Source organism: Pelagibacterium sp. (genome assembly GCF_048264985.1).
Lineage (GTDB): Bacteria > Pseudomonadota > Alphaproteobacteria > Rhizobiales > Devosiaceae > Pelagibacterium.
Genome location: NZ_JBLXCL010000001.1, coordinates 44880 through 62052, shown reverse-complemented (window position 1 = coordinate 62052; position 17173 = coordinate 44880). Strand labels below are relative to the sequence as shown.

Sequence of the window (17173 nt, the reverse complement as noted above, 5' to 3'; positions counted from 1 at the left end):
CTCCCGATCCGCTGTTGTCGCACCAGTCAAAGCAAGAAGCGCGCCACCATTCAGGGGATGTCCTGAGCGGCATGGCAGGATACCGGCTCCGCTTCAGCGTCTTCGGTTCCATCCGTTACGTCGGTGAACATTGCTTCATTGCCACGCGACCACCATTCGTACGCCCCTGAAACGTAGCGGGCGCCCGAGGCTGAGATCACATTGACGAAGACAAGGTCCTGACCCTCGATTGGCACAATGGCGAGAAAGGTAGGGTGGGCGTTAATATATTGCACGCTCATCGGCTCTTCGATGCCATCGCATTGATAGGTCACCACATCGCGTTGGGCGTTGCCCTCAAATTCGAGCACGAACTGCATTGAGCTTTCCACGGCGCCAGCGGGCAGGGTCGCAAGGGCCAAACCGGTGGCGAGCAAAAACGATTTCATGGCGGGCCTCCTCATAAAGGTCGGAGCATTTTATGGAAAATACTGTAAAATCAAAATCTTAGATAGTTGCAGGCGTTCAGCGAATGGTGCTGATTTGCAGAGCCTAACATCGGATACGTGGCAGCACCATGACCGGTCCAATCAAACGATGGCGAACACCAGCCCATATACAATCGCGCCGCCAAGAGTGGCTAACGAGACGTCGTGTCGCCAGAAATAAATGGCGACTACAGCACCGGAACCCAAAACCAGTGGCGCGATGGCCTGGAACTGGGGCGCGATCATCGGGATGATGGCGCCGATATAGAGTGCAGCAATGGCCGCTGGTCCGGTTGCAGACAAAAAGCGGCTCAGCGGAGCGTTCGGATCGCCTGTGCCCCGCATGAAACGGGTTGGTAGGAAACGCAGCAACCACGTCCCAAGTCCGACGAGAATAGTGATGATCAGAAATTCCGAATTCATGACCGCCTCGAAAGGAACAGACCTGACACAGCGCCGATCACCATGCCGCCCAATATTCCGACAGTAGGAGACATAAGAAGGATCAAGGGGAGGCTGACGCAAGATGTAATCAGCACCACAGGGATGTGCTCCTTGTTCAGGAGCGAGAGCACCATGGCCAGAAAAAGCGCTGGCATGAGAAAGCTCATGGCAGCATCGACAGCGGGCCAGGCGCTAAGAGAAGTGCCGAGCATTGCGCCGATAGCAGTACCGATCAACCACGAGAGATAGGGGCCCGTGGCAATGCCGAACATGAAGCGCGGCGAAAAATGATCCTTTGATCGGTTGAGCGCTATGATGGCCGAGCCGAACGCACCATCAGAGAGGAAGAAACTCCATGCCCAGGCATGACGACGGCTTGCGCGGTCCCGCGCGGCTTCGATGATCGCAGGGCCGTAAAAAACGTGCCGTAGATTGGTCGCGATGATCGATAGCGCTGTAACCAGAATCGGCGCGCCAGCGCCTACCAGTGCAAGAACCAGAAATTGACTCGCCCCCGCATAGACGACAGCTGAAAGCATAGTCGCTTCGAGAGTAGAAAACCCCGCTTTTATCGCAGCGACCCCAAACGCCATGCCGACCGGAAGGTACCCGATGGCGATGGGCGTGGAAGCGCGAGCGCCGGAGCGAAAACTGGAGATAGAGGCGGACATGGAAAGGTCAAAACAGGATGGACAAACCCATCCTCTATAGGACCGATCCCTTGCGAAAGCCAGATGGTGCCGCTGTCATGCGCAGAGATCGCGTCGATTGATTGCTAGAACAGAAAATACCGCTGAGCCATGGGCAGGACGTCAGCCGGTTCGCAAGTTAGCAATTGGCCATCGGCGCGAACTTCATAGGTTTCCGGATCGACGCTGACATCTGGTGTGGCACTGTTGTGGATCATCGCCGATTTCCCGATGCCGCCACGGGTATTGTCGACTGCGAGCATGGATTTATCGACGCCCAGCGTGTCCTTGAGCCCCCCATCCAATGCTGCCTTGGAAACGAACGTCACGGATGTATTGGCAATTGCCTTTCCGAAGGCGCCGAACATGGGGCGGTAATGCATCGGCTGAGGCGTGGGAATTGAGGCGTTAGGGTCCCCCATGGGGGCCGTGGCAATCATGCCGCCCAACAGGACCAATTCCGGTTTGACTCCAAAAAAGGCAGGACTCCAGACGACCATATCGGCGCGTTTCCCCACTTCGATAGAGCCGATATGGCTCGAGATTCCATGCGCGATCGCCGGATTGATTGTGTATTTGGCGATATAGCGCCTGACGCGGAAATTGTCGTTTTGACCTGTTTCTTCGGGCAAGGGGCCACGCTGGCGCTTCATTTTGTCAGCGGTCTGCCAGGTGCGGATGATGACCTCGCCCACACGGCCCATCGCCTGGCTGTCAGAGGAGATTATCGAAAACGCACCGATATCGTGAAGGATGTCCTCAGCGGCGATGGTCTCCTTGCGGATGCGGCTCTCGGCAAAGGCTACGTCTTCTGCAATCGAGGGGTCGAGATGGTGGCAGACCATGAGCATGTCGAGATGCTCGGCCAGCGTGTTGCGCGTATAGGGTCTCGTGGGATTGGTGGAGGATGGGATAACGTTTTCCAGGCCACAAACCTTGATGATGTCTGGCGCGTGCCCGCCACCGGCGCCCTCGGTGTGAAAAGCGTGTATAGTTCGGCCCTTGAAGGCGTTTATGGTGTCTTCCACAAACCCGGATTCATTGAGCGTATCGGTGTGGATCATCACCTGCACGTCATAGTCATCGGCAACCGAAAGACAGTTATCGATCGCCGCGGGTGTTGTGCCCCAATCCTCGTGGAGCTTTAGGGCGGCAGCGCCCCCCATGATCATTTCGACAAGGGCTTCGGGTTTTGAGGCATTGCCTTTCCCGGCCAATGCAATGTTCATGGGAAACGCATCGAAAGACTGGATCATGCGGCCCATATGCCACGCGCCGGGCGTACAGGTGGTCGCCAATGTGCCATGCGCTGGACCGGTGCCACCGCCAAGCATTGTGGTCAGGCCCGATGTTAAGGCTTCATCGATCTGTTGCGGACAGATGAAATGGATATGGGCATCGAAACCACCGGCGGTAACTATCTTGCCTTCGGCAGCGATCACCTCACTCCCGGGCCCTACGATGATGTTGACGCCGGGCTGTGTATCGGGATTTCCAGCCTTGCCGATGGCTGTGATCACGCCATCCTTCAAGCCGATATCGGCCTTGTAGATCCCCGTATGATCAACGATGAGCGCGTTGGTTATGACTGTATCGACGGCTCCGGCTGCGCGAGTAACTTGTGATTGCCCCATACCATCACGGATCACCTTGCCACCGCCAAACTTTATCTCCTCGCCATAGAGGGTGAAATCTTTCTCAACCTCGATGAACAACTCAGTGTCGGCCAGCCGCACCTTGTCGCCGGTCGTCGGGCCATACATGTCTGCATAAAGAGCGCGGGAAATTCTGGCAGCCATGATCAGCTCCTTGTCACATTGGAAATGGCGCTTTCTGAAGCGACCCATTGGCGGTTGGCCGGTTTTGGTTGCGCCGACACAGGATGCAACCGCATCGCTCTCTGCTCGTTTGTAAGCTCCAGAGGGGCGGTAAAACCGAACTCAAACGGAGAATGAAAATGAAAAAGCTCTCTGCTCTCGCTCTTGGTACGGCCTTGACCCTGTCCATGCCGCTTACAGCTCTTGCCCAGGATGCCGATGCCGGCGTCACTCTTGATGGCGGCGTCGCCACGGAACTGGGTGGCGAAGACAGCGGTGTAGATACCGGCGTCGAGCTTGGTGTTGATACAGGTGTCGCGACCGAAGGTTCCAGCGACATGAGCGTTGATGTTGGTGCTAACGCTGACGCTGCAGTCAGCTCGTACACTTATGGCGATCTCGACGATGCCATTCATGGTGCGGGTACCGCCGAACTTTCGGGTGTAACTGCTGACACCGAAATCGAAATCGTAGAGATTTCCGATCTTGGTGAGGACGGCGATCTCAATGCGGAGGCTTTTGCGGACTCGCGTGCCGACTTCCAATCCGATGTCGACCTCTTGCAGTCCAGCATTTCGGAAAACGCCGATCTCGTTTCCGCACTTGAGGCCGAAGGGTACACACACGACGAGGTTGTTGCTGTCTGGACCCAGGCCGACGGCGCGCTGACAGTGTTCGTCGATAGCCAGAACTCAGCCGAGGCCGAGGCTGCAGAAGACGCCGGCTTGACTGACGATGCCATGGGCTCAGATACGAGCGCCAAAGGTGAAGCCGAAACGAATGTTTCGACTGAAGGCGAGGTGACTGCGCAATAGTCGTTGCCGCTCAAGTGGCTTCGGGCGGGGTACCAAGGTGCCCCGCCCTCTTCCAGTCCGCGATGCGAAGCGCTTTGCCGGATCATTGCATCAATCCAGAGAGCCCATGACCATCTGCCGGAATCCAAACACCCGGCGGTCGCCGTCCAGCGCAACAAGGTTGACGTCGCGGGCTTGACCGGGCTCGAACCGTACGGCGGTTCCCGCGGCAATATCGAGCCGCATGCCACGGGACCGCTCGCGGTCAAAATCGAGCCAACCATTTGTCTCAAAGAAATGATAGTGACTGCCCACTTGGATGGGCCGATCGCCAGTATTGGCAACCTTGAGTGTCACAATCTCGCGTCCCGCGTTGAGTTCTATGTCGCCTTGTTCTGGAATAATCTCTCCAGGGATCATAGCTGTATCCTTAACCTGCGATAACCAGCCACACACCGCCAAGAGCGGCAAGGCCTCCGGCAATTCGTTTGGCGAAAGCGCCGCGTTGGGTTGCCAGGATCCGATCAAGACCGATGCCCGCGGCGACACCCACGGCATTGAGCAGCGCAGTGGCGACTAGGAACCCCGCAGAATAACCAAATGTGTCTGCCTGGCCCATTTCCCCACCATGCGCATGGCCATGAAACAGCGCGAAAAATCCAACCACCGCTGCAATTCCGGCTGTGGGAAGTGGCAGTGCGAGCGCCACCATGATGCCGATAAAGATCACCGAGGCCAAAATGACCGGTTCGACGAACGGCAGCGGGACGCCGACCAGTGCTGCGCCAAACCCTAACGCCATTGTGGCAACAAAAGCACCGGGTACTGCCCAGAGTGCCTTGCCGCCGACCGACGCCGCCCACAGGCCCACTGCGAGCATGGCAAGGATGTGATCGAGTCCAAACAGGGGGTGGGTAAATCCAGCGGCAAACGCGCCGTGTTCGACGGGGTCGAGATGAGCATAAGCAGGAGCTGTGCTCACAGTGATCAGCATCAAAGCTGAAATTAGACGTTTGACCATGCAATCGACTCCTTAGCGAATGGGAGAATGGACGGTGACTAACTTGGTACCGTCGGGAAAGGTGGCTTCAACCTGGATATCGTGGATCATCTCGGCAATGCCCTCCATAACCTGCTCGCGTGAAATCACATGCGCACCGGCCTCCATGAGCTCGGCCACAGGGCGTCCGTCGCGCGCACCTTCGACAACGAAATCGGTTATGAGAGCGATTGCCTCGGGATGATTGAGTTTGACTCCGCGTTCGAGCCTGCGCCGTGCCACCATTGCGGCCATCGCAACCAGAAGTTTGTCTTTTTCCCTTGGTGTGAGGTTCATGCTGCCTCCCCCTTCTATAATGTCCAGAGCTTGGGAACGGCCCCAGCCCCCGAGAGCGCTGCAATTGCCGGCATTATGATCTTGCGCAACAGATACCCCGAGCGTTCAGTTGCCCGCAGCACGATTTTGTCACCGATGCGCGAGACGCCAGCGGTCTCATGCTCTGCAACGATTGCTTTCAGGCGGTCGATATGGCGTCCGGCATCGCTGGCGACATAGCAAAGCGTGCCATACGCGCGCGCGCCGCCCAGCAGAGCGCTATTATTGCGTGCGCAATAATCGTCAGCGTCGAGCCGCGCCGCCTCGGCGTGAATGAGATCGCCATCGCGCCGAACGTGCCAGCGATCCGAAATCATTGCGGAAACGGCATCCTCGCCATGGGCTTCACGTCCCAGGATAATTGTTTCCAAACCCAAAAAGACGCCGTTTCCCGCTAAATCGATTTCGAGAGACCGGTCGAGTGCCGAGCCATTGAACATGATGGTTTCTTGCGGCAGCCAGTCGAGCCGGGCGCCAGCTTCGATGCTCAACCTCGATGAGACACGCGCCGCCCCGCCCGTCGACCGGTAAATACGTTCACAGGCTTGGGTGGTGATCGACAGATGTGTTTGTGCAGCGGCGCGCGCGGACCATGCCATCCTGTCGCCCCCGGTCAAGCCCCCCGAAGTATTGATCAGCACGGCTTCGAGCCAGCTGCCATAAGCCTTGGGCACCCGGATCTTGCTGCAGCCAGCCTGAAAAAGCGTATCGAGGACAGACAATCCTGCACGCGCCTTTGTCGCAATACGCCCCTCACCCTCAGCGCGCTGCATGTGTGGCGTACTACCACTTTGGAAAACCGGACTTTCGAGCATCAGACCATCAAATGTCGTTTTACGTCAGGATCGTCCAGATCGGAGGCGGGCCCCGAATGCATGATCTCGCCCCGATCCATGACATAGATCCGGTCGCTCAATTCTCGGCAGAAATCGAGATATTGTTCCACCAGCAAGATCGTCATTCCCATTTCATCGCGCAAAAACTGTAGCGCGCGACCGATATCCTTGATGATTGAGGGCTGGATGCCCTCGGTCGGCTCGTCGAGAACCAAAAGATTTGGCCGCGTTACCAGCGCCCTGCCTATCGCGAGTTGTTGTTGCTGGCCGCCGGAGAGATCGCCACCGCGGCGACCGAGCATGGTTTTAAGTATTGGAAACAGCTCAAAGATCGTATCGGGAATAGACCGATCCTTCGGTTTGAGGGGCGCATATCCTGTCAGCAGGTTTTCTTTGACCGTGAGCAACGGAAAGATTTCGCGTCCCTGCGGCACATATCCAATACCCATTCGTGCGCGTGCGTAAGGAGGGATCTTTTTGAGTTCGAAATCTTCGAGCACAATGGTGCCACCCGAGATCGGGTGTGTTCCGGTTATGGCGCGCAGCAGTGAGGATTTTCCCACCCCGTTGCGCCCCAGCACCGAGGTGATCTGATTGGGTCGAGCGGTAATCGAAACTGTTTTGAGCGCTTGTGCCGCGCCATAGTGCAGATCGACATCGATAACGGTCAATGTGGTCATGTCAGCGCCCCAGATAACGTTCGATAACCAGTGGATCTGCCGATACATGCTCGAGCGAGCCTTGTGCGAGGACAGCCCCCTCGGCCAGACAGGTGACGCGGCAGTCGAGATCGCGCACAAAGCTCATGTCATGTTCCACGACGACGACCGAATGGTGCCGGGAAATCGACTTCAGCAATTTGGACGTCTCTTCTGTCTCCGCGTCGGTCATGCCAGCCACCGGCTCATCGACAAGGAGCAGCTTGGGATCCTGTGCGAGCAGCATGCCGATTTCCAGCCACTGTTTTTGGCCGTGAGACAAATCGGCGGCATACGCGTTGCGCCTATGGATAAGTCGCACTGTATCGAGGATCTCGGTGATCCTTTGGATGTCCGCTGTATCGCGCGTGTAGAACCATGAAGGAAACACGCCGCGTGGCTTCTTGAGCGCCAACTCGATATTATCCCATACCGTATGGCTTTCAAATACCGTCGGTTTTTGAAACTTGCGACCGATGCCCAAATTGGCAATCTCGGTCTCATCGCGTCTGGTTAGATCGACCGAGCCTTCAAAGAACACCTCGCCGGTATCCGGGCGGGTCTTGCCGGTTACGATGTCCATCATAGTCGTTTTGCCAGCACCGTTGGGGCCGATTATGGCCTGCAATTCGTCACGCTTGACGAGCAATGAAAGAGAGTTGAGCGCTTTGAAGCCGTCAAAGGAAACAGTGACCCCATCAAGGTAAAGCAGCGAGCCTTCGCGCATTGTGTTGACCATTTTGCCTACTCCGCCGGCGAGGGTCTGGCGCCATCGGGCGCGTCGTCATGATCATGGGGCTCAGGCTCTGTGGCGTCTGTGACCGGTTCGGGTCGAGGGCCAGCGCCCTTTTCGGAAGTGTCCGAAGTCCGGCGCTGTCTGAGCGCTGTCCAGGCTGAGATGAAAATTCCCACCATCCCTTTTGGCATGAACAGCGTCACGAACACGAACATGCCGCCCAGGATGAACAGCCAGAGATCGGCAAAGGTCCCGGTGAAATACGACTTTGCAGCATTGACGATCACAGCGCCAACGATGGGGCCGACCAGCGTGCCGCGCCCGCCGACCGCTGTCCAAATCACAACCTCGATGGAGTTGGCCGGAGCAAATTCGCCGGGATTTATGATGCCGACTTGTGGCACATAAAGTGCGCCGGCAAGGCCGGCCATGACTGCCGAGACTGAAAAGGCGAACAGTTTGACATTTTCCACCCGGTATCCGATGAATCGCGTCCGGCTTTCGGCATCGCGGACGGCAATCATTACCTTCCCAAGCTTTGAGCGCACAATGAGCGAGCATAAGACAAAGCACAGGGCCAAAAGGATGGCGGAGGCGGCAAACAGGGTGGCGCGCGTGGACGCTGCCGAGATCGGCGCGCCAAGGATGTCGCGAAAATCGGTCAGCCCGTTATTGCCGCCGAACCCCATGTCGTTTCGAAAAAATGCCAGCATTAGCGCGTAGGTCAGCGCCTGGGTGATGATGGAAAGATAGACGCCGGTAACCCGGCTCCGGAATGCGAACCAGCCGAACACAAACGCCAAGAGACCCGGTACGAACGCCATCATGATGGCGGAGAACCAGAACATATCGAACCCCTGCCAGTACCAGGGCAGTTCCTGCCAGCCCAGAAACACCATGAAATCGGGCAACTCGGCGTTGGAATAGACGCCGCGCGTACCGATCTGGCGCATCAGATACATGCCCATGGCATAGCCGCCCAAGGCAAAAAAGGCGCCATGGCCGAGCGAAAGTATGCCGCAATAGCCCCAGACAAGGTCCAGCGCCAAGGCCAATGTGGCATATGTCAGGTACTTGCCCATCAAGGGAACCAGGTAATTGGGGACCCGCAAGGCATGGCCAGTGGGCAGCATCAGGTTCGAGAGGGGGACGACGATGGCAATGGTCAGCAAAATTGCAACAACCCAGACCGCCTTCGCTCCGAGCTTTTCAAAGATCTTCCCCGTGATCATTGCGCTATCCCCTGCCGGCCGGGCGATCTGGCCGGAAATCGATTGCTTTGCACGGCGCGGGGGCCATGATCTTTCTCTCGGGCTTTGACAGGGTGTGCCATGGCCCTTAGCGCGCGAAAAATTGCTGTGTCCATTGTCAGCTTCATGCGTCCACCGCCCTGCCCTTGAGTGCAAAAAGGCCACGCGGGCGGCGTTGGATGAACAATATGATCAGCACGAGGATGAGGATCTTGGCGAGCACGGCGCCGGCATAGGGCTCGAGGAATTTGTTGGCGATCCCCAGTGTTAGTGCGCCGACCAGCGTACCCCACAGATTGCCCACGCCCCCAAATACAACGACCATGAAACTGTCGATGATGTAGCCTTGGCCGAGATTTGGCGACACGTTGTCGATCTGGCTCAGGGCGACACCGGCAAGTCCGGCGACGCCCGAGCCTAGACCGAATGTCATTGCGTCTACCCAGGGCGTTCTTATCCCCATGACAGATGCGATGCGCCGGTTCTGGGTCACAGCCCGCATCTGCAGCCCGAGCGGCGTGCGATTGAGCACAAAAAGCAACATGGCAAAGACCAATATCGCAAAAACAACGATCCACATGCGGTTCCACGTGATCCCCAGGCCGCCAAGCTCAAAGGCACCCGACATCCAGCCTGGATTGCCCACTTCGCGGTTGGTGGCGCCAAAAATAGTGCGGACGCCCTGCTGTATGATGAGTGAAAGGCCCCACGTGGCCAGAAGCGTTTCCAACGGTCGACCATAGAGCCATCGTATGATGCCGCGCTCTATGGCTATGCCGATCATCGCAGTCACAAGGAAGGCGGTGGGAATGGCGATGGCCAGAGAATAATCGAATAGGGCGGGGTTCGTCGTTCGTATGACTTCCTGAACCACGAAGGTAACATAAGCGCCCAGCATGACCATCTCGCCATGCGCCATGTTGATGACCCCCATCACCCCGAATGTGATGGCAAGTCCAATGGCTGCAAGAAGCAGTACCGAGCCAAGCGAAAGGCCGTACCAGATATTCTGGCCGACGGACCAAAGTGCCAGCGATTGATTGATCTGCTCAATCCCGGCATCGAGGCTGGCCCGCTGTTCTTCGCTCGCCCCGCCGCGTGCTGAATTGAGAATGGAAAGCGCAGTTCGGTCTCCGCGCGCAGCAATTGTGTCGACAGCCTCCTCGAAAACATCGCCCTCGATGTCGGTTTCAAGCAGCGTTGCAGCACGCGCCTGCTCCATGATCGCGCGCACCCCGACATCGGTTTCAGCTTCAATCGCAGTCTCAAGCAGCTCCAGATTGCCCGCGTTTGGGCTTGAAATCATCTGCTGTGCTGCCGCCCGCCGGGTGATTGGGTTTTCGCTCATCAGCGTCAGGCTGCCGATCGCTGCGGCGATGTCGCGGCGAAGTGAGTTGTTGATGCGGATGACGCTCATATCGCCGGTGATATCGAGATCGGCGGGCTCGCCCGTCAATGCGTCGACATATTGGTTCCGACCGGTTTCGATAAAAATGCCACCGGTGTCGGATTCGTGAAGTATGCCGCCGCCAAGCGCGCTAAGAATGGGGAGAGCTTCATCTTCGCCACTGGCCACAAGAGCAGCTACCGCATCGCGCAGGTCGCTGAGACTGGCGTCATAGAGAGCCGGGATCGTTTCCGAGACGCTCTGTGCCTGAGTGCTTCCAGCGGACAAGGCAGCGAGCACTATAAGACAGAGAGACGCAAGGCATCTGTTGAGCCGCTTCAGACTGAGCATGCCGCATCCCCTTTCACAATCATGCCAAAGACAAGCCAGCCAAGCGCCTCCAGCGAAATCCGGGGGCGGTAGCCCGCCCCCGGCATACATCGAAAGGCTGCACCTATTCGGCTGAGCCACCGCAGGTCTCGGTTTCGGTGTTGTAGTTTCCGCAGTTGATCGGTGCAGTCCAATCGGCATCGAGAACTGCGGATTCCGGCAGATAGTCCGACCACGCATCGCCGGGAACCAGATCTTCGGTTTCCCAGACCACGAAGAACTGTCCGTCATCCTGGATTTCGCCAATCAGCACGGGTTTTGTGATGTGGTGGTTGGCCAGCATGGTCGCCGTTCCGCCAGTCAGGTTTGGCGTTTCAAGCCCGACAATGGCATCGATGACTGCGTCGGCATCTGTGGTGCCAGCGACTTCGACGGCATCCACCCAAAGATTGAAACCGATATAGTGGGCTTCCATCGGATCATTGGTCACGCGGTCGTCCGAGCCGATGAAATCTTGCCATGTGGCAATGAACTCTTCGTTCTCGGGCGTTTCCACGCTCATGAAGTAGTTCCAGGCAGCAAGGTGACCAACGAGTGGTGTGGTGTCAAAGCCCGAAAGTTCCTCTTCGCCAACAGAAAAGGCGACAACTGGAATGTCTTCAGCAGCAACGCCCTGATTGGCCAGTTCGCGGTAGAAGGGCACATTGGCATCGCCATTGATGGTCGAAACTACTGCCGTCTTTTTGCCTTCTGAACCGAAAGCAACGATGTCGGAAACGATCGTCTGCCAATCCGAATGTCCGAAGGGGGTATAGTTGATCATGATGTCTTCTGACGCCACACCACTGTCGAGCAGATATTGTTCGAGAATTTTGTTGGTCGTCTGGGGATAGACATAGTCTGTCCCTGCCAGAACCCAGCGTTCGACGCCCTCTTCGTTCATCAAATAGTCGACGGCGGGTATCGCCTGCTGGTTGGGCGAGGCACCGGTGTAAAACACGTTGCGCTGAGATTCCTCGCCCTCATACTGGACAGGATAGAACAGAAGCGAATTGAGCTCTTCAAACACCGGAAGTACTGACTTGCGGCACACCGACGTCCAGCACCCGAATACAGCGTCGACGTCGTCGACTTCGATTAGCCGGCGCGCGAGTTCGGCGGCGAGGGGCCAATCTGAAGCGATATCGACAACAACCGGCTCGAGCTGGCGGCCCATGACACCGCCTGCCGCGTTCTGCTGTTCGATCAACATCAACATGACGTCTTTGAGCGTGGTTTCCGAAATCGCCATCGTGCCGGAAAGCGAGTGCAGGATACCGACCTTGATGGGTCCTTCGTCCTGAGCCAGGGCTGGCATTGAAATCATCGATGCGCTCAAGGCTCCTGACATGAGCGCGCCCCCAATCCTTTTGGTCCAGTCTGCCATTTTGTCCTCCGACAGTTGCTGTTGCACCGCTGTCGGGAGTCGCAAAAACTATGCCAAGGATGGTGCGTCGGCCGCTCGGGTCGGGTTAACTTATTGTAAACGCCTTGCTTTCGCTGGCGTAGATCCGCAAACGGATCGTGCTGAGCAAGGCGAACGCTCTGGTGATGGGCGTAAGTCGCCTAAAAACTGTCATTTTATGGGTAAAAATTAGGCAGTTGCGAAGCGTGATGATTGAGGGTGCATAATTTTCAATCATTTGAACACCGCGATGGCACTTCGTCCTGATGACAAAGCGCTGGGGCTCAAGTAGATTATTGAGGCCGGAGTCCTCCGGCAGAGGTTGTTTGCACCACAATCTCGCGCCCCGTACGCTCGCGAGGCGTGCGGGGCATCTCAAATCCGTACGTCATCAAATATCGGCGATGAGTTGACCGTTTAAGGCCGCCCGGTCACGGTTCTGCCAAGTGATTCGACGCGCAAGGACCGCCATGACCGCTGTTGCAGAGTTTGCAATGCTCTCCCACGGATGGCGGCGTATCCTGATGATCGTTTGTGCCGGCGCGTTGGCTGCACTTTCGGCGCCGCCGGTCTTTTTCCTTGTCGCTCTGTTTTTTGCCATGCCGGTGCTGGTCTGGGCGCTCGACGGCGCGGAGCGAAAGCGCTCGGTTCTCACTGTCGCTTTCGGTCCGGCATTTCGCATTGGGCTGTCTTTTGGCTTCGGTTACTTCCTGGTGGCCCTGCACTGGATTGGTGCTGCTTTTTTTGTCGACGGCGGGGTGTTGCTGATTGTTATGCCTTTCGCTGTGGCAGGATTGGCACTTGTGTTGGCCGCATTCTGGGGGGCAGGCATAGCGCTTGCCCACATTTTCTGGTCGAATGGGGCTGGGCGGATATTTGCCCTGGCGACGGCGCTGACCCTGGCCGAGCTGGCGCGAGGCTTTCTTTTTACTGGCTTTCCTTTCGATCTTCTTGGCTATGCTCTGACGGCCAACCCCGAAATGATGCAGTCCGCCAGCTTGGTCGGCGTATACGGGCTGACATTCATAGCAATTGTCATTTCCGCCACGCCTGCATTGGTCTGGCCGGCTGCCGAGCGATCGCTGGTGGCGCGCATACTGCCATTGTTTACGGCTTTTGCGGTGCTTGCTGCCCAGGTGGGTTGGGGCAATTACCGGATTAACGAGACGGCAACCAAGCCCTTTGATGACGTCGTTCTTCGAATCGTCCAGCCCGTCATTCCCCAAGACGTCAAATGGCAGACTTTTGCCCGGGAGGAGACGGTAACGCGCCTTCTCGACCTGTCGGTCATGCAGAGCAATCCTGACGATGCCGGGTTGGATGATGTTACACACCTAATCTGGCCCGAAGCGGCAATTCCGTTCTTCTTATCGGATGAGCCGGAGCTGCTGGCGCGCATAGCGCGCACTTTGCCGGACGATATCTGGCTTCTGACTGGCGCCCCGCGCCAGCCTTATGGCGCCAATGGCGAGATCGTCCCGGGGGCAAAGCCGTTTAACTCGGTGCTTGCCTTCAATGGCGAGGGTGAGGTCGTCACATCCTACGACAAAACCCATCTCGTTCCGTTTGGCGAATATCTACCCTTCGGTGATGCCCTGCGCCAGTTCGGCATCACCCAATTGGTGGAAGGATCTCAGGGTTGGGATGCAGGCGCCGAGCGTCGCGTGTTTCAACTGCCTGGTTCGCCAGCCATCTTGCCATTGGTCTGCTATGAGATTGTATTTCCAGGAGGTTTGGGCGCGCCGGTTGCTGAGGCTGGGTTTATTCTTGTCGTCACCAATGATGCCTGGTTCGATGGATCGGTTGGTCTCGCACAGCATTTCCACCATGCCCGCGTAAGAGCTGTCGAGGAAGGAAAGTCGGTCGTCAGGGCCGCCAATTCGGGCATTTCAGCCATAGTCGATCCACTTGGGCGCATCGACGTGATGATGGGTGAAGGCATGGTTGGAGCAATCAAGGGCACGCCGGCCCAACCCCTCTCGCCCACGCTTTTCAGTCAATACCGTCATTGGCCCGTGTTCGCCATGCTGGTCTTTGGCGCATCTGTTGCCGTGCCCGGCTGGCGCCGCCGATTGAAGCGTAGCGACTAGCGCAGGTACATATAAAGGTTTCTTTATATCGCCCTTGCTTTCCGCATCTCAACCTGCGAAAAGCAGTTTTGAAAGTGCCTGGGATGTACCTGGGTACGCGCACTTCCGCGTGCGCCCTCGCCAGTTGAAATGAGGTTTAACGTGGCCAGTTCTTCTTATCTCTTCACCTCGGAATCCGTTTCCGAAGGTCATCCCGATAAAATTTGCGACCAGGTGTCCGACGCCATCGTGGATGCATTTTTCGCCGAAGATCCCTATTCACGCGTCGCCCTTGAAACATTGGCGACGACAAACCGCCTGGTTCTGGCAGGAGAGGTGCGTGGTCCTGCCTCCATCGACGCCGAGCGCATGGAAGAGATCGCTCGCGGTGTCGTCAAGCGGATCGGTTACGAGCAGGACGGCTTCCACTGGAAGACGCTTGATGTGTCATGCCATGTGCACGAACAGTCTGCCCATATCGCCCAAGGGGTCGATGCATCGGGCAACAAGGACGAAGGTGCAGGCGACCAAGGCATCATGTTTGGCTTTGCTGTCAACGAGACGCCTGAGTTGATGCCGGCACCACTGACTTACGCGCACAAGATTCTCAAGAACATGGCGGCGGCGCGTCATTCCGGCGCTGCATCCCAATTTGGACCTGACGCCAAGAGCCAGGTGACGTTGAAATACGAGAACGGCAAGCCGGTTGGCGTTTCCGCTGTTGTCGTTTCGACCCAGCACGTTGAAGATGTTTCTCAGGCCTGTATTCGCGACATGGTACGCCCGTTCGTTCAGGACGTTCTGCCCGAGGGCTGGATGCCGCCGGAAGAGGAGTTTTATGTCAATCCGACCGGGGCATTTGTCATCGGGGGGCCTGATGGCGATGCAGGGCTGACAGGTCGCAAGATCATCGTTGATACCTACGGTGGCGCCGCACCGCACGGTGGCGGTGCGTTCTCGGGCAAAGACCCCACAAAAGTTGATCGATCGGCCGCTTACGCCGCCCGCTATCTGGCGAAAAACGTCGTTGCAGCAGGGTTGGCAGAGAAATGCGTTATCCAGCTTTCTTATGCGATCGGCGTGTCCAAGCCGCTTTCGATCTTCGTGGATACATATGGAACCGGCACTGTCGATGAAGACAAGTTGGGCGCAGTGCTGCAAAAGGTGATGAACCTATCGCCGCGCGGTATCCGCGAGCATCTGGGGCTCAATAAGGCGATCTACGAGCGCACGGCGGCCTATGGCCATTTCGGGCGTGAACCGGAAGCCGATGGGGGGTTCTCATGGGAAAGAACCGATCTGGCCGAAGCCATCACGGCGGAATTAACCTGATCCTTGCCCGAATGCCGCAATGATTGTAAAGCGCGGCGCAATTCGCCGCGCTTTTGTTTTTTGTTAGTGAAGCTATGACGTCCAAACCCATTCCGCAGGACCCAAAGGGGCCGCGTGCCTTTTTCGGGCGTCGTGCCGGCAAGAAGTTGCATAAGGGCCAGCAGGCCCTGTTCGAAACGCTGCTTCCAGAGCTCACTGTCGACATCTCGCAACCCGTTGATCCGCTTGCTTTGTTTCCACGAGCCGAGCGCATACACCTCGAGATCGGTTATGGGGGCGGCGAGCATCTCGCTCGCATTGCTGGCCAAAATCCCGATGATGGTTTTATCGGTTGCGAGGTGTTTACCGGCGGGATCGGCAAACTGCTCGAAACCATCGACAATGACGGCATCGGAAACATCGCGCTTTTCCCCGATGACGTCATCAAGCTGCTTGCCGTTATGCCCGATGCCTCGGTCGACTGCTTGTACGTGCTATATCCTGATCCCTGGCCCAAACCGCGTCATCACAAGCGCAGGCTGATCCAGTTCAAGATACTTGCCGAGTTCGCCCGCGTGCTCAAACCCGGCGGTAAATTCCGTTTCGCCACCGACATCGAAGACTATGCCAACTGGACGCTGGCCCATGTCTTGCGGACGGACGGTTTCCAGTGGCCGATCGCCGAGCCCGGCGCCTGGCATCTTCCCTATCGGGGATGGAAGGCCACGCGCTATGAGCAGAAGGCGCGGCGGCAGGGGCGAATGAAGAGCTATTATTTCCAGTTCTTGCGTTTGTGACGCGAGAGCGCTATATGACCCGTAACAATCTCGGAAAATGAGAGAGTGGGTGCCGACCGGCCCCGCTCTTTTTTATTACCTCAATCAGGGTAAGCATGATCAGCAATACCAAACGCTACATCCGCGAATCCGCGCTCGAGGCTCGTGTTGCGGCAATCGTCGAACCGGTTGCGGAATCGCTCGGCTACGATCTTGTTCGCGTGCGCATCAGCAATGATAATGGTTGCACACTGCAGATAATGTGTGAGGACGATAACGGGCATTTCGCCATCACCGATTGCGAAAAGCTCCATCACGACCTCAACCCTGTGCTCGACCTTGAAGATCCGATCGACCGTGAGTATCACCTTGAGATTTCTTCGCCCGGTGTCGACCGGCCGCTGGTGCGCGCCCGTGACTTCGCCGCCTGGGCTGGGCATGAGGCCAAAGTTGAACTCGCCGAAATGATCGAGGGCCGCAAGCGCTTCCGTGGCGATATTGTTGGTGCTGACGAAGACACGTTTTCAATCCGCCTTCCCGATGCTCCGGCCGGTACCGATCCGGTTCATGTTTTGCCTCTGGCGCTTCTGGCCGACGCGAAGCTGCTGATGACCGACAAGTTGCTCGATGCAGCCCGCAAGGCGCAGGCAGAAAACCCGGATTACGACGAAGCCGACGAGGACGTCGAAACCATCATTGACGAAACCGACGGCGCAGATGCCGACGAGCGAACCCAGGAGAATTGATCCA

Annotated in this window: 18 protein-coding genes; 5 read left to right on the top strand and 13 right to left on the bottom strand. The window is 57.2% G+C overall.

From position 1 onward, the window contains the following. Positions 1–50: 50 nt before the first annotated feature. From ACN0TA_RS00330 to ureC, 4 genes are all read right to left on the bottom strand, one after another. Positions 51–428: an MliC family protein gene (locus tag ACN0TA_RS00330; protein WP_417578651.1), complete on the bottom strand. Its 378-nt coding sequence runs from the start codon at positions 426–428 to the stop codon at positions 51–53. A 141-nt stretch (positions 429–569) separates the two neighbouring features. Continuing rightward, positions 570–890: an AzlD domain-containing protein gene (locus tag ACN0TA_RS00325; protein WP_417578649.1), complete on the bottom strand. Its 321-nt coding sequence runs from the start codon at positions 888–890 to the stop codon at positions 570–572. Then, on the bottom strand, positions 887–1582 hold the full coding sequence (locus tag ACN0TA_RS00320; RefSeq protein WP_417578647.1) for an AzlC family ABC transporter permease: 696 nt from the start codon (positions 1580–1582) through the stop codon (positions 887–889). Before ACN0TA_RS00320 ends, ACN0TA_RS00325 begins: the two co-directional genes overlap by 4 nt. A 104-nt stretch (positions 1583–1686) precedes the next feature. Then, entirely contained in the window at positions 1687–3399 is a 1713-nt protein-coding gene (gene ureC / locus ACN0TA_RS00315; RefSeq protein WP_417578645.1) for an urease subunit alpha, read from the bottom strand. Positions 3400–3557: 158 nt separating this feature from the next. On the opposite strand from ureC, the gene ACN0TA_RS00310 reads away from it, so the two are divergent. Beyond that, the gene (locus tag ACN0TA_RS00310; RefSeq protein WP_417578643.1) at positions 3558–4232 is read left to right on the top strand and encodes a hypothetical protein; all 675 of its coding nucleotides are present in this window, start codon (positions 3558–3560) and stop codon (positions 4230–4232) included. Between the two features lie 90 nt (positions 4233–4322). Here the strand turns inward: ACN0TA_RS00310 and ACN0TA_RS00305 are convergent, their stop codons facing one another. The 9 genes from ACN0TA_RS00305 to urtA form a co-directional block, all read right to left on the bottom strand. Beyond that, a complete protein-coding gene (locus ACN0TA_RS00305) occupies positions 4323–4631 on the bottom strand; it encodes an urease subunit beta (RefSeq protein WP_417578641.1) in 309 nt (102 codons plus the stop codon). A 10-nt stretch (positions 4632–4641) separates the two neighbouring features. Further along, on the bottom strand, positions 4642–5232 hold the full coding sequence (locus ACN0TA_RS00300; protein ID WP_417578639.1) for a HupE/UreJ family protein: 591 nt from the start codon (positions 5230–5232) through the stop codon (positions 4642–4644). A gap of 12 nt (positions 5233–5244) precedes the next feature. Next, a complete protein-coding gene (locus tag ACN0TA_RS00295) occupies positions 5245–5547 on the bottom strand; it encodes an urease subunit gamma (RefSeq protein WP_417578637.1) in 303 nt (100 codons plus the stop codon). Between the two features lie 14 nt (positions 5548–5561). Further along, a complete protein-coding gene (locus ACN0TA_RS00290) occupies positions 5562–6359 on the bottom strand; it encodes an urease accessory protein UreD (RefSeq protein ID WP_417578635.1) in 798 nt (265 codons plus the stop codon). Positions 6360–6400: 41 nt separating this feature from the next. Next, entirely contained in the window at positions 6401–7102 is a 702-nt protein-coding gene (gene urtE / locus ACN0TA_RS00285; protein WP_417578633.1) for an urea ABC transporter ATP-binding subunit UrtE, read from the bottom strand. A 1-nt stretch (position 7103) separates the two neighbouring features. After that, positions 7104–7859 carry an urea ABC transporter ATP-binding protein UrtD gene (gene urtD / locus ACN0TA_RS00280; RefSeq protein ID WP_417578632.1) on the bottom strand — a complete coding sequence of 252 codons (756 nt, stop codon included), beginning with the start codon at positions 7857–7859 and terminating at the stop codon, positions 7104–7106. A 5-nt stretch (positions 7860–7864) separates the two neighbouring features. After that, positions 7865–9088 carry an urea ABC transporter permease subunit UrtC gene (gene urtC, locus ACN0TA_RS00275; protein WP_417578631.1) on the bottom strand — a complete coding sequence of 408 codons (1224 nt, stop codon included), beginning with the start codon at positions 9086–9088 and terminating at the stop codon, positions 7865–7867. 142 nt (positions 9089–9230) lie between these two features. Next, entirely contained in the window at positions 9231–10844 is a 1614-nt protein-coding gene (gene urtB, locus ACN0TA_RS00270) for an urea ABC transporter permease subunit UrtB (protein ID WP_417578630.1), read from the bottom strand. A gap of 103 nt (positions 10845–10947) precedes the next feature. Next, positions 10948–12249, bottom strand: a complete 1302-nt coding sequence (gene urtA / locus ACN0TA_RS00265) for an urea ABC transporter substrate-binding protein (RefSeq protein WP_417578629.1) — start codon at positions 12247–12249, stop codon at positions 10948–10950. A 488-nt stretch (positions 12250–12737) separates the two neighbouring features. Here urtA and lnt point away from each other — a divergent pair, with 488 nt between their 5' ends. The 4 genes from lnt to rimP all read left to right on the top strand — a co-directional run bounded on the left by lnt (position 12738) and on the right by rimP (position 17169). Continuing rightward, positions 12738–14357, top strand: a complete 1620-nt coding sequence (lnt, locus tag ACN0TA_RS00260; protein WP_417578628.1) for an apolipoprotein N-acyltransferase — start codon at positions 12738–12740, stop codon at positions 14355–14357. Positions 14358–14498: 141 nt separating this feature from the next. Next, positions 14499–15668, top strand: coding sequence for a methionine adenosyltransferase (metK, locus tag ACN0TA_RS00255; RefSeq protein ID WP_417578627.1), 1170 nt, complete (start codon positions 14499–14501; stop codon positions 15666–15668). 74 nt (positions 15669–15742) lie between these two features. After that, positions 15743–16444 (top strand): tRNA (guanosine(46)-N7)-methyltransferase TrmB, encoded by a 702-nt coding sequence (gene trmB / locus ACN0TA_RS00250; RefSeq protein ID WP_417578626.1) that lies wholly within the window; start codon positions 15743–15745, stop codon positions 16442–16444. A gap of 95 nt (positions 16445–16539) precedes the next feature. After that, positions 16540–17169: a ribosome maturation factor RimP gene (gene rimP / locus ACN0TA_RS00245; RefSeq protein ID WP_417578625.1), complete on the top strand. Its 630-nt coding sequence runs from the start codon at positions 16540–16542 to the stop codon at positions 17167–17169. Positions 17170–17173: the final 4 nt, after the last annotated feature.

What these genes read in the sequence shown, in the direction of transcription:
- ACN0TA_RS00305 (WP_417578641.1), bottom strand. Translation starts at nt 4,631, where the DNA reads ATGATCCCTGGAGAGATTATTCCAGAACAAGGCGACATAGAACTCAAC.
- ACN0TA_RS00300 (WP_417578639.1), bottom strand. Translation starts at nt 5,232, where the DNA reads ATGGTCAAACGTCTAATTTCAGCTTTGATGCTGATCACTGTGAGCACA.
- urtD (WP_417578632.1), bottom strand. Translation starts at nt 7,859, where the DNA reads ATGGTCAACACAATGCGCGAAGGCTCGCTGCTTTACCTTGATGGGGTC.
- urtE (WP_417578633.1), bottom strand. Translation starts at nt 7,102, where the DNA reads ATGACCACATTGACCGTTATCGATGTCGATCTGCACTATGGCGCGGCA.
- urtB (WP_417578630.1), bottom strand. Translation starts at nt 10,844, where the DNA reads ATGCTCAGTCTGAAGCGGCTCAACAGATGCCTTGCGTCTCTCTGTCTT.
- rimP (WP_417578625.1), top strand. Translation starts at nt 16,540, where the DNA reads ATGATCAGCAATACCAAACGCTACATCCGCGAATCCGCGCTCGAGGCT.
- ACN0TA_RS00290 (WP_417578635.1), bottom strand. Translation starts at nt 6,359, where the DNA reads ATGCAGCGCGCTGAGGGTGAGGGGCGTATTGCGACAAAGGCGCGTGCA.
- ACN0TA_RS00310 (WP_417578643.1), top strand. Translation starts at nt 3,558, where the DNA reads ATGAAAAAGCTCTCTGCTCTCGCTCTTGGTACGGCCTTGACCCTGTCC.
- lnt (WP_417578628.1), top strand. Translation starts at nt 12,738, where the DNA reads ATGACCGCTGTTGCAGAGTTTGCAATGCTCTCCCACGGATGGCGGCGT.
- ACN0TA_RS00295 (WP_417578637.1), bottom strand. Translation starts at nt 5,547, where the DNA reads ATGAACCTCACACCAAGGGAAAAAGACAAACTTCTGGTTGCGATGGCC.
- ACN0TA_RS00325 (WP_417578649.1), bottom strand. Translation starts at nt 890, where the DNA reads ATGAATTCGGAATTTCTGATCATCACTATTCTCGTCGGACTTGGGACG.
- trmB (WP_417578626.1), top strand. Translation starts at nt 15,743, where the DNA reads ATGACGTCCAAACCCATTCCGCAGGACCCAAAGGGGCCGCGTGCCTTT.
- urtC (WP_417578631.1), bottom strand. Translation starts at nt 9,088, where the DNA reads ATGATCACGGGGAAGATCTTTGAAAAGCTCGGAGCGAAGGCGGTCTGG.
- ACN0TA_RS00320 (WP_417578647.1), bottom strand. Translation starts at nt 1,582, where the DNA reads ATGTCCGCCTCTATCTCCAGTTTTCGCTCCGGCGCTCGCGCTTCCACG.
- urtA (WP_417578629.1), bottom strand. Translation starts at nt 12,249, where the DNA reads ATGGCAGACTGGACCAAAAGGATTGGGGGCGCGCTCATGTCAGGAGCC.
- ureC (WP_417578645.1), bottom strand. Translation starts at nt 3,399, where the DNA reads ATGGCTGCCAGAATTTCCCGCGCTCTTTATGCAGACATGTATGGCCCG.
- ACN0TA_RS00330 (WP_417578651.1), bottom strand. Translation starts at nt 428, where the DNA reads ATGAAATCGTTTTTGCTCGCCACCGGTTTGGCCCTTGCGACCCTGCCC.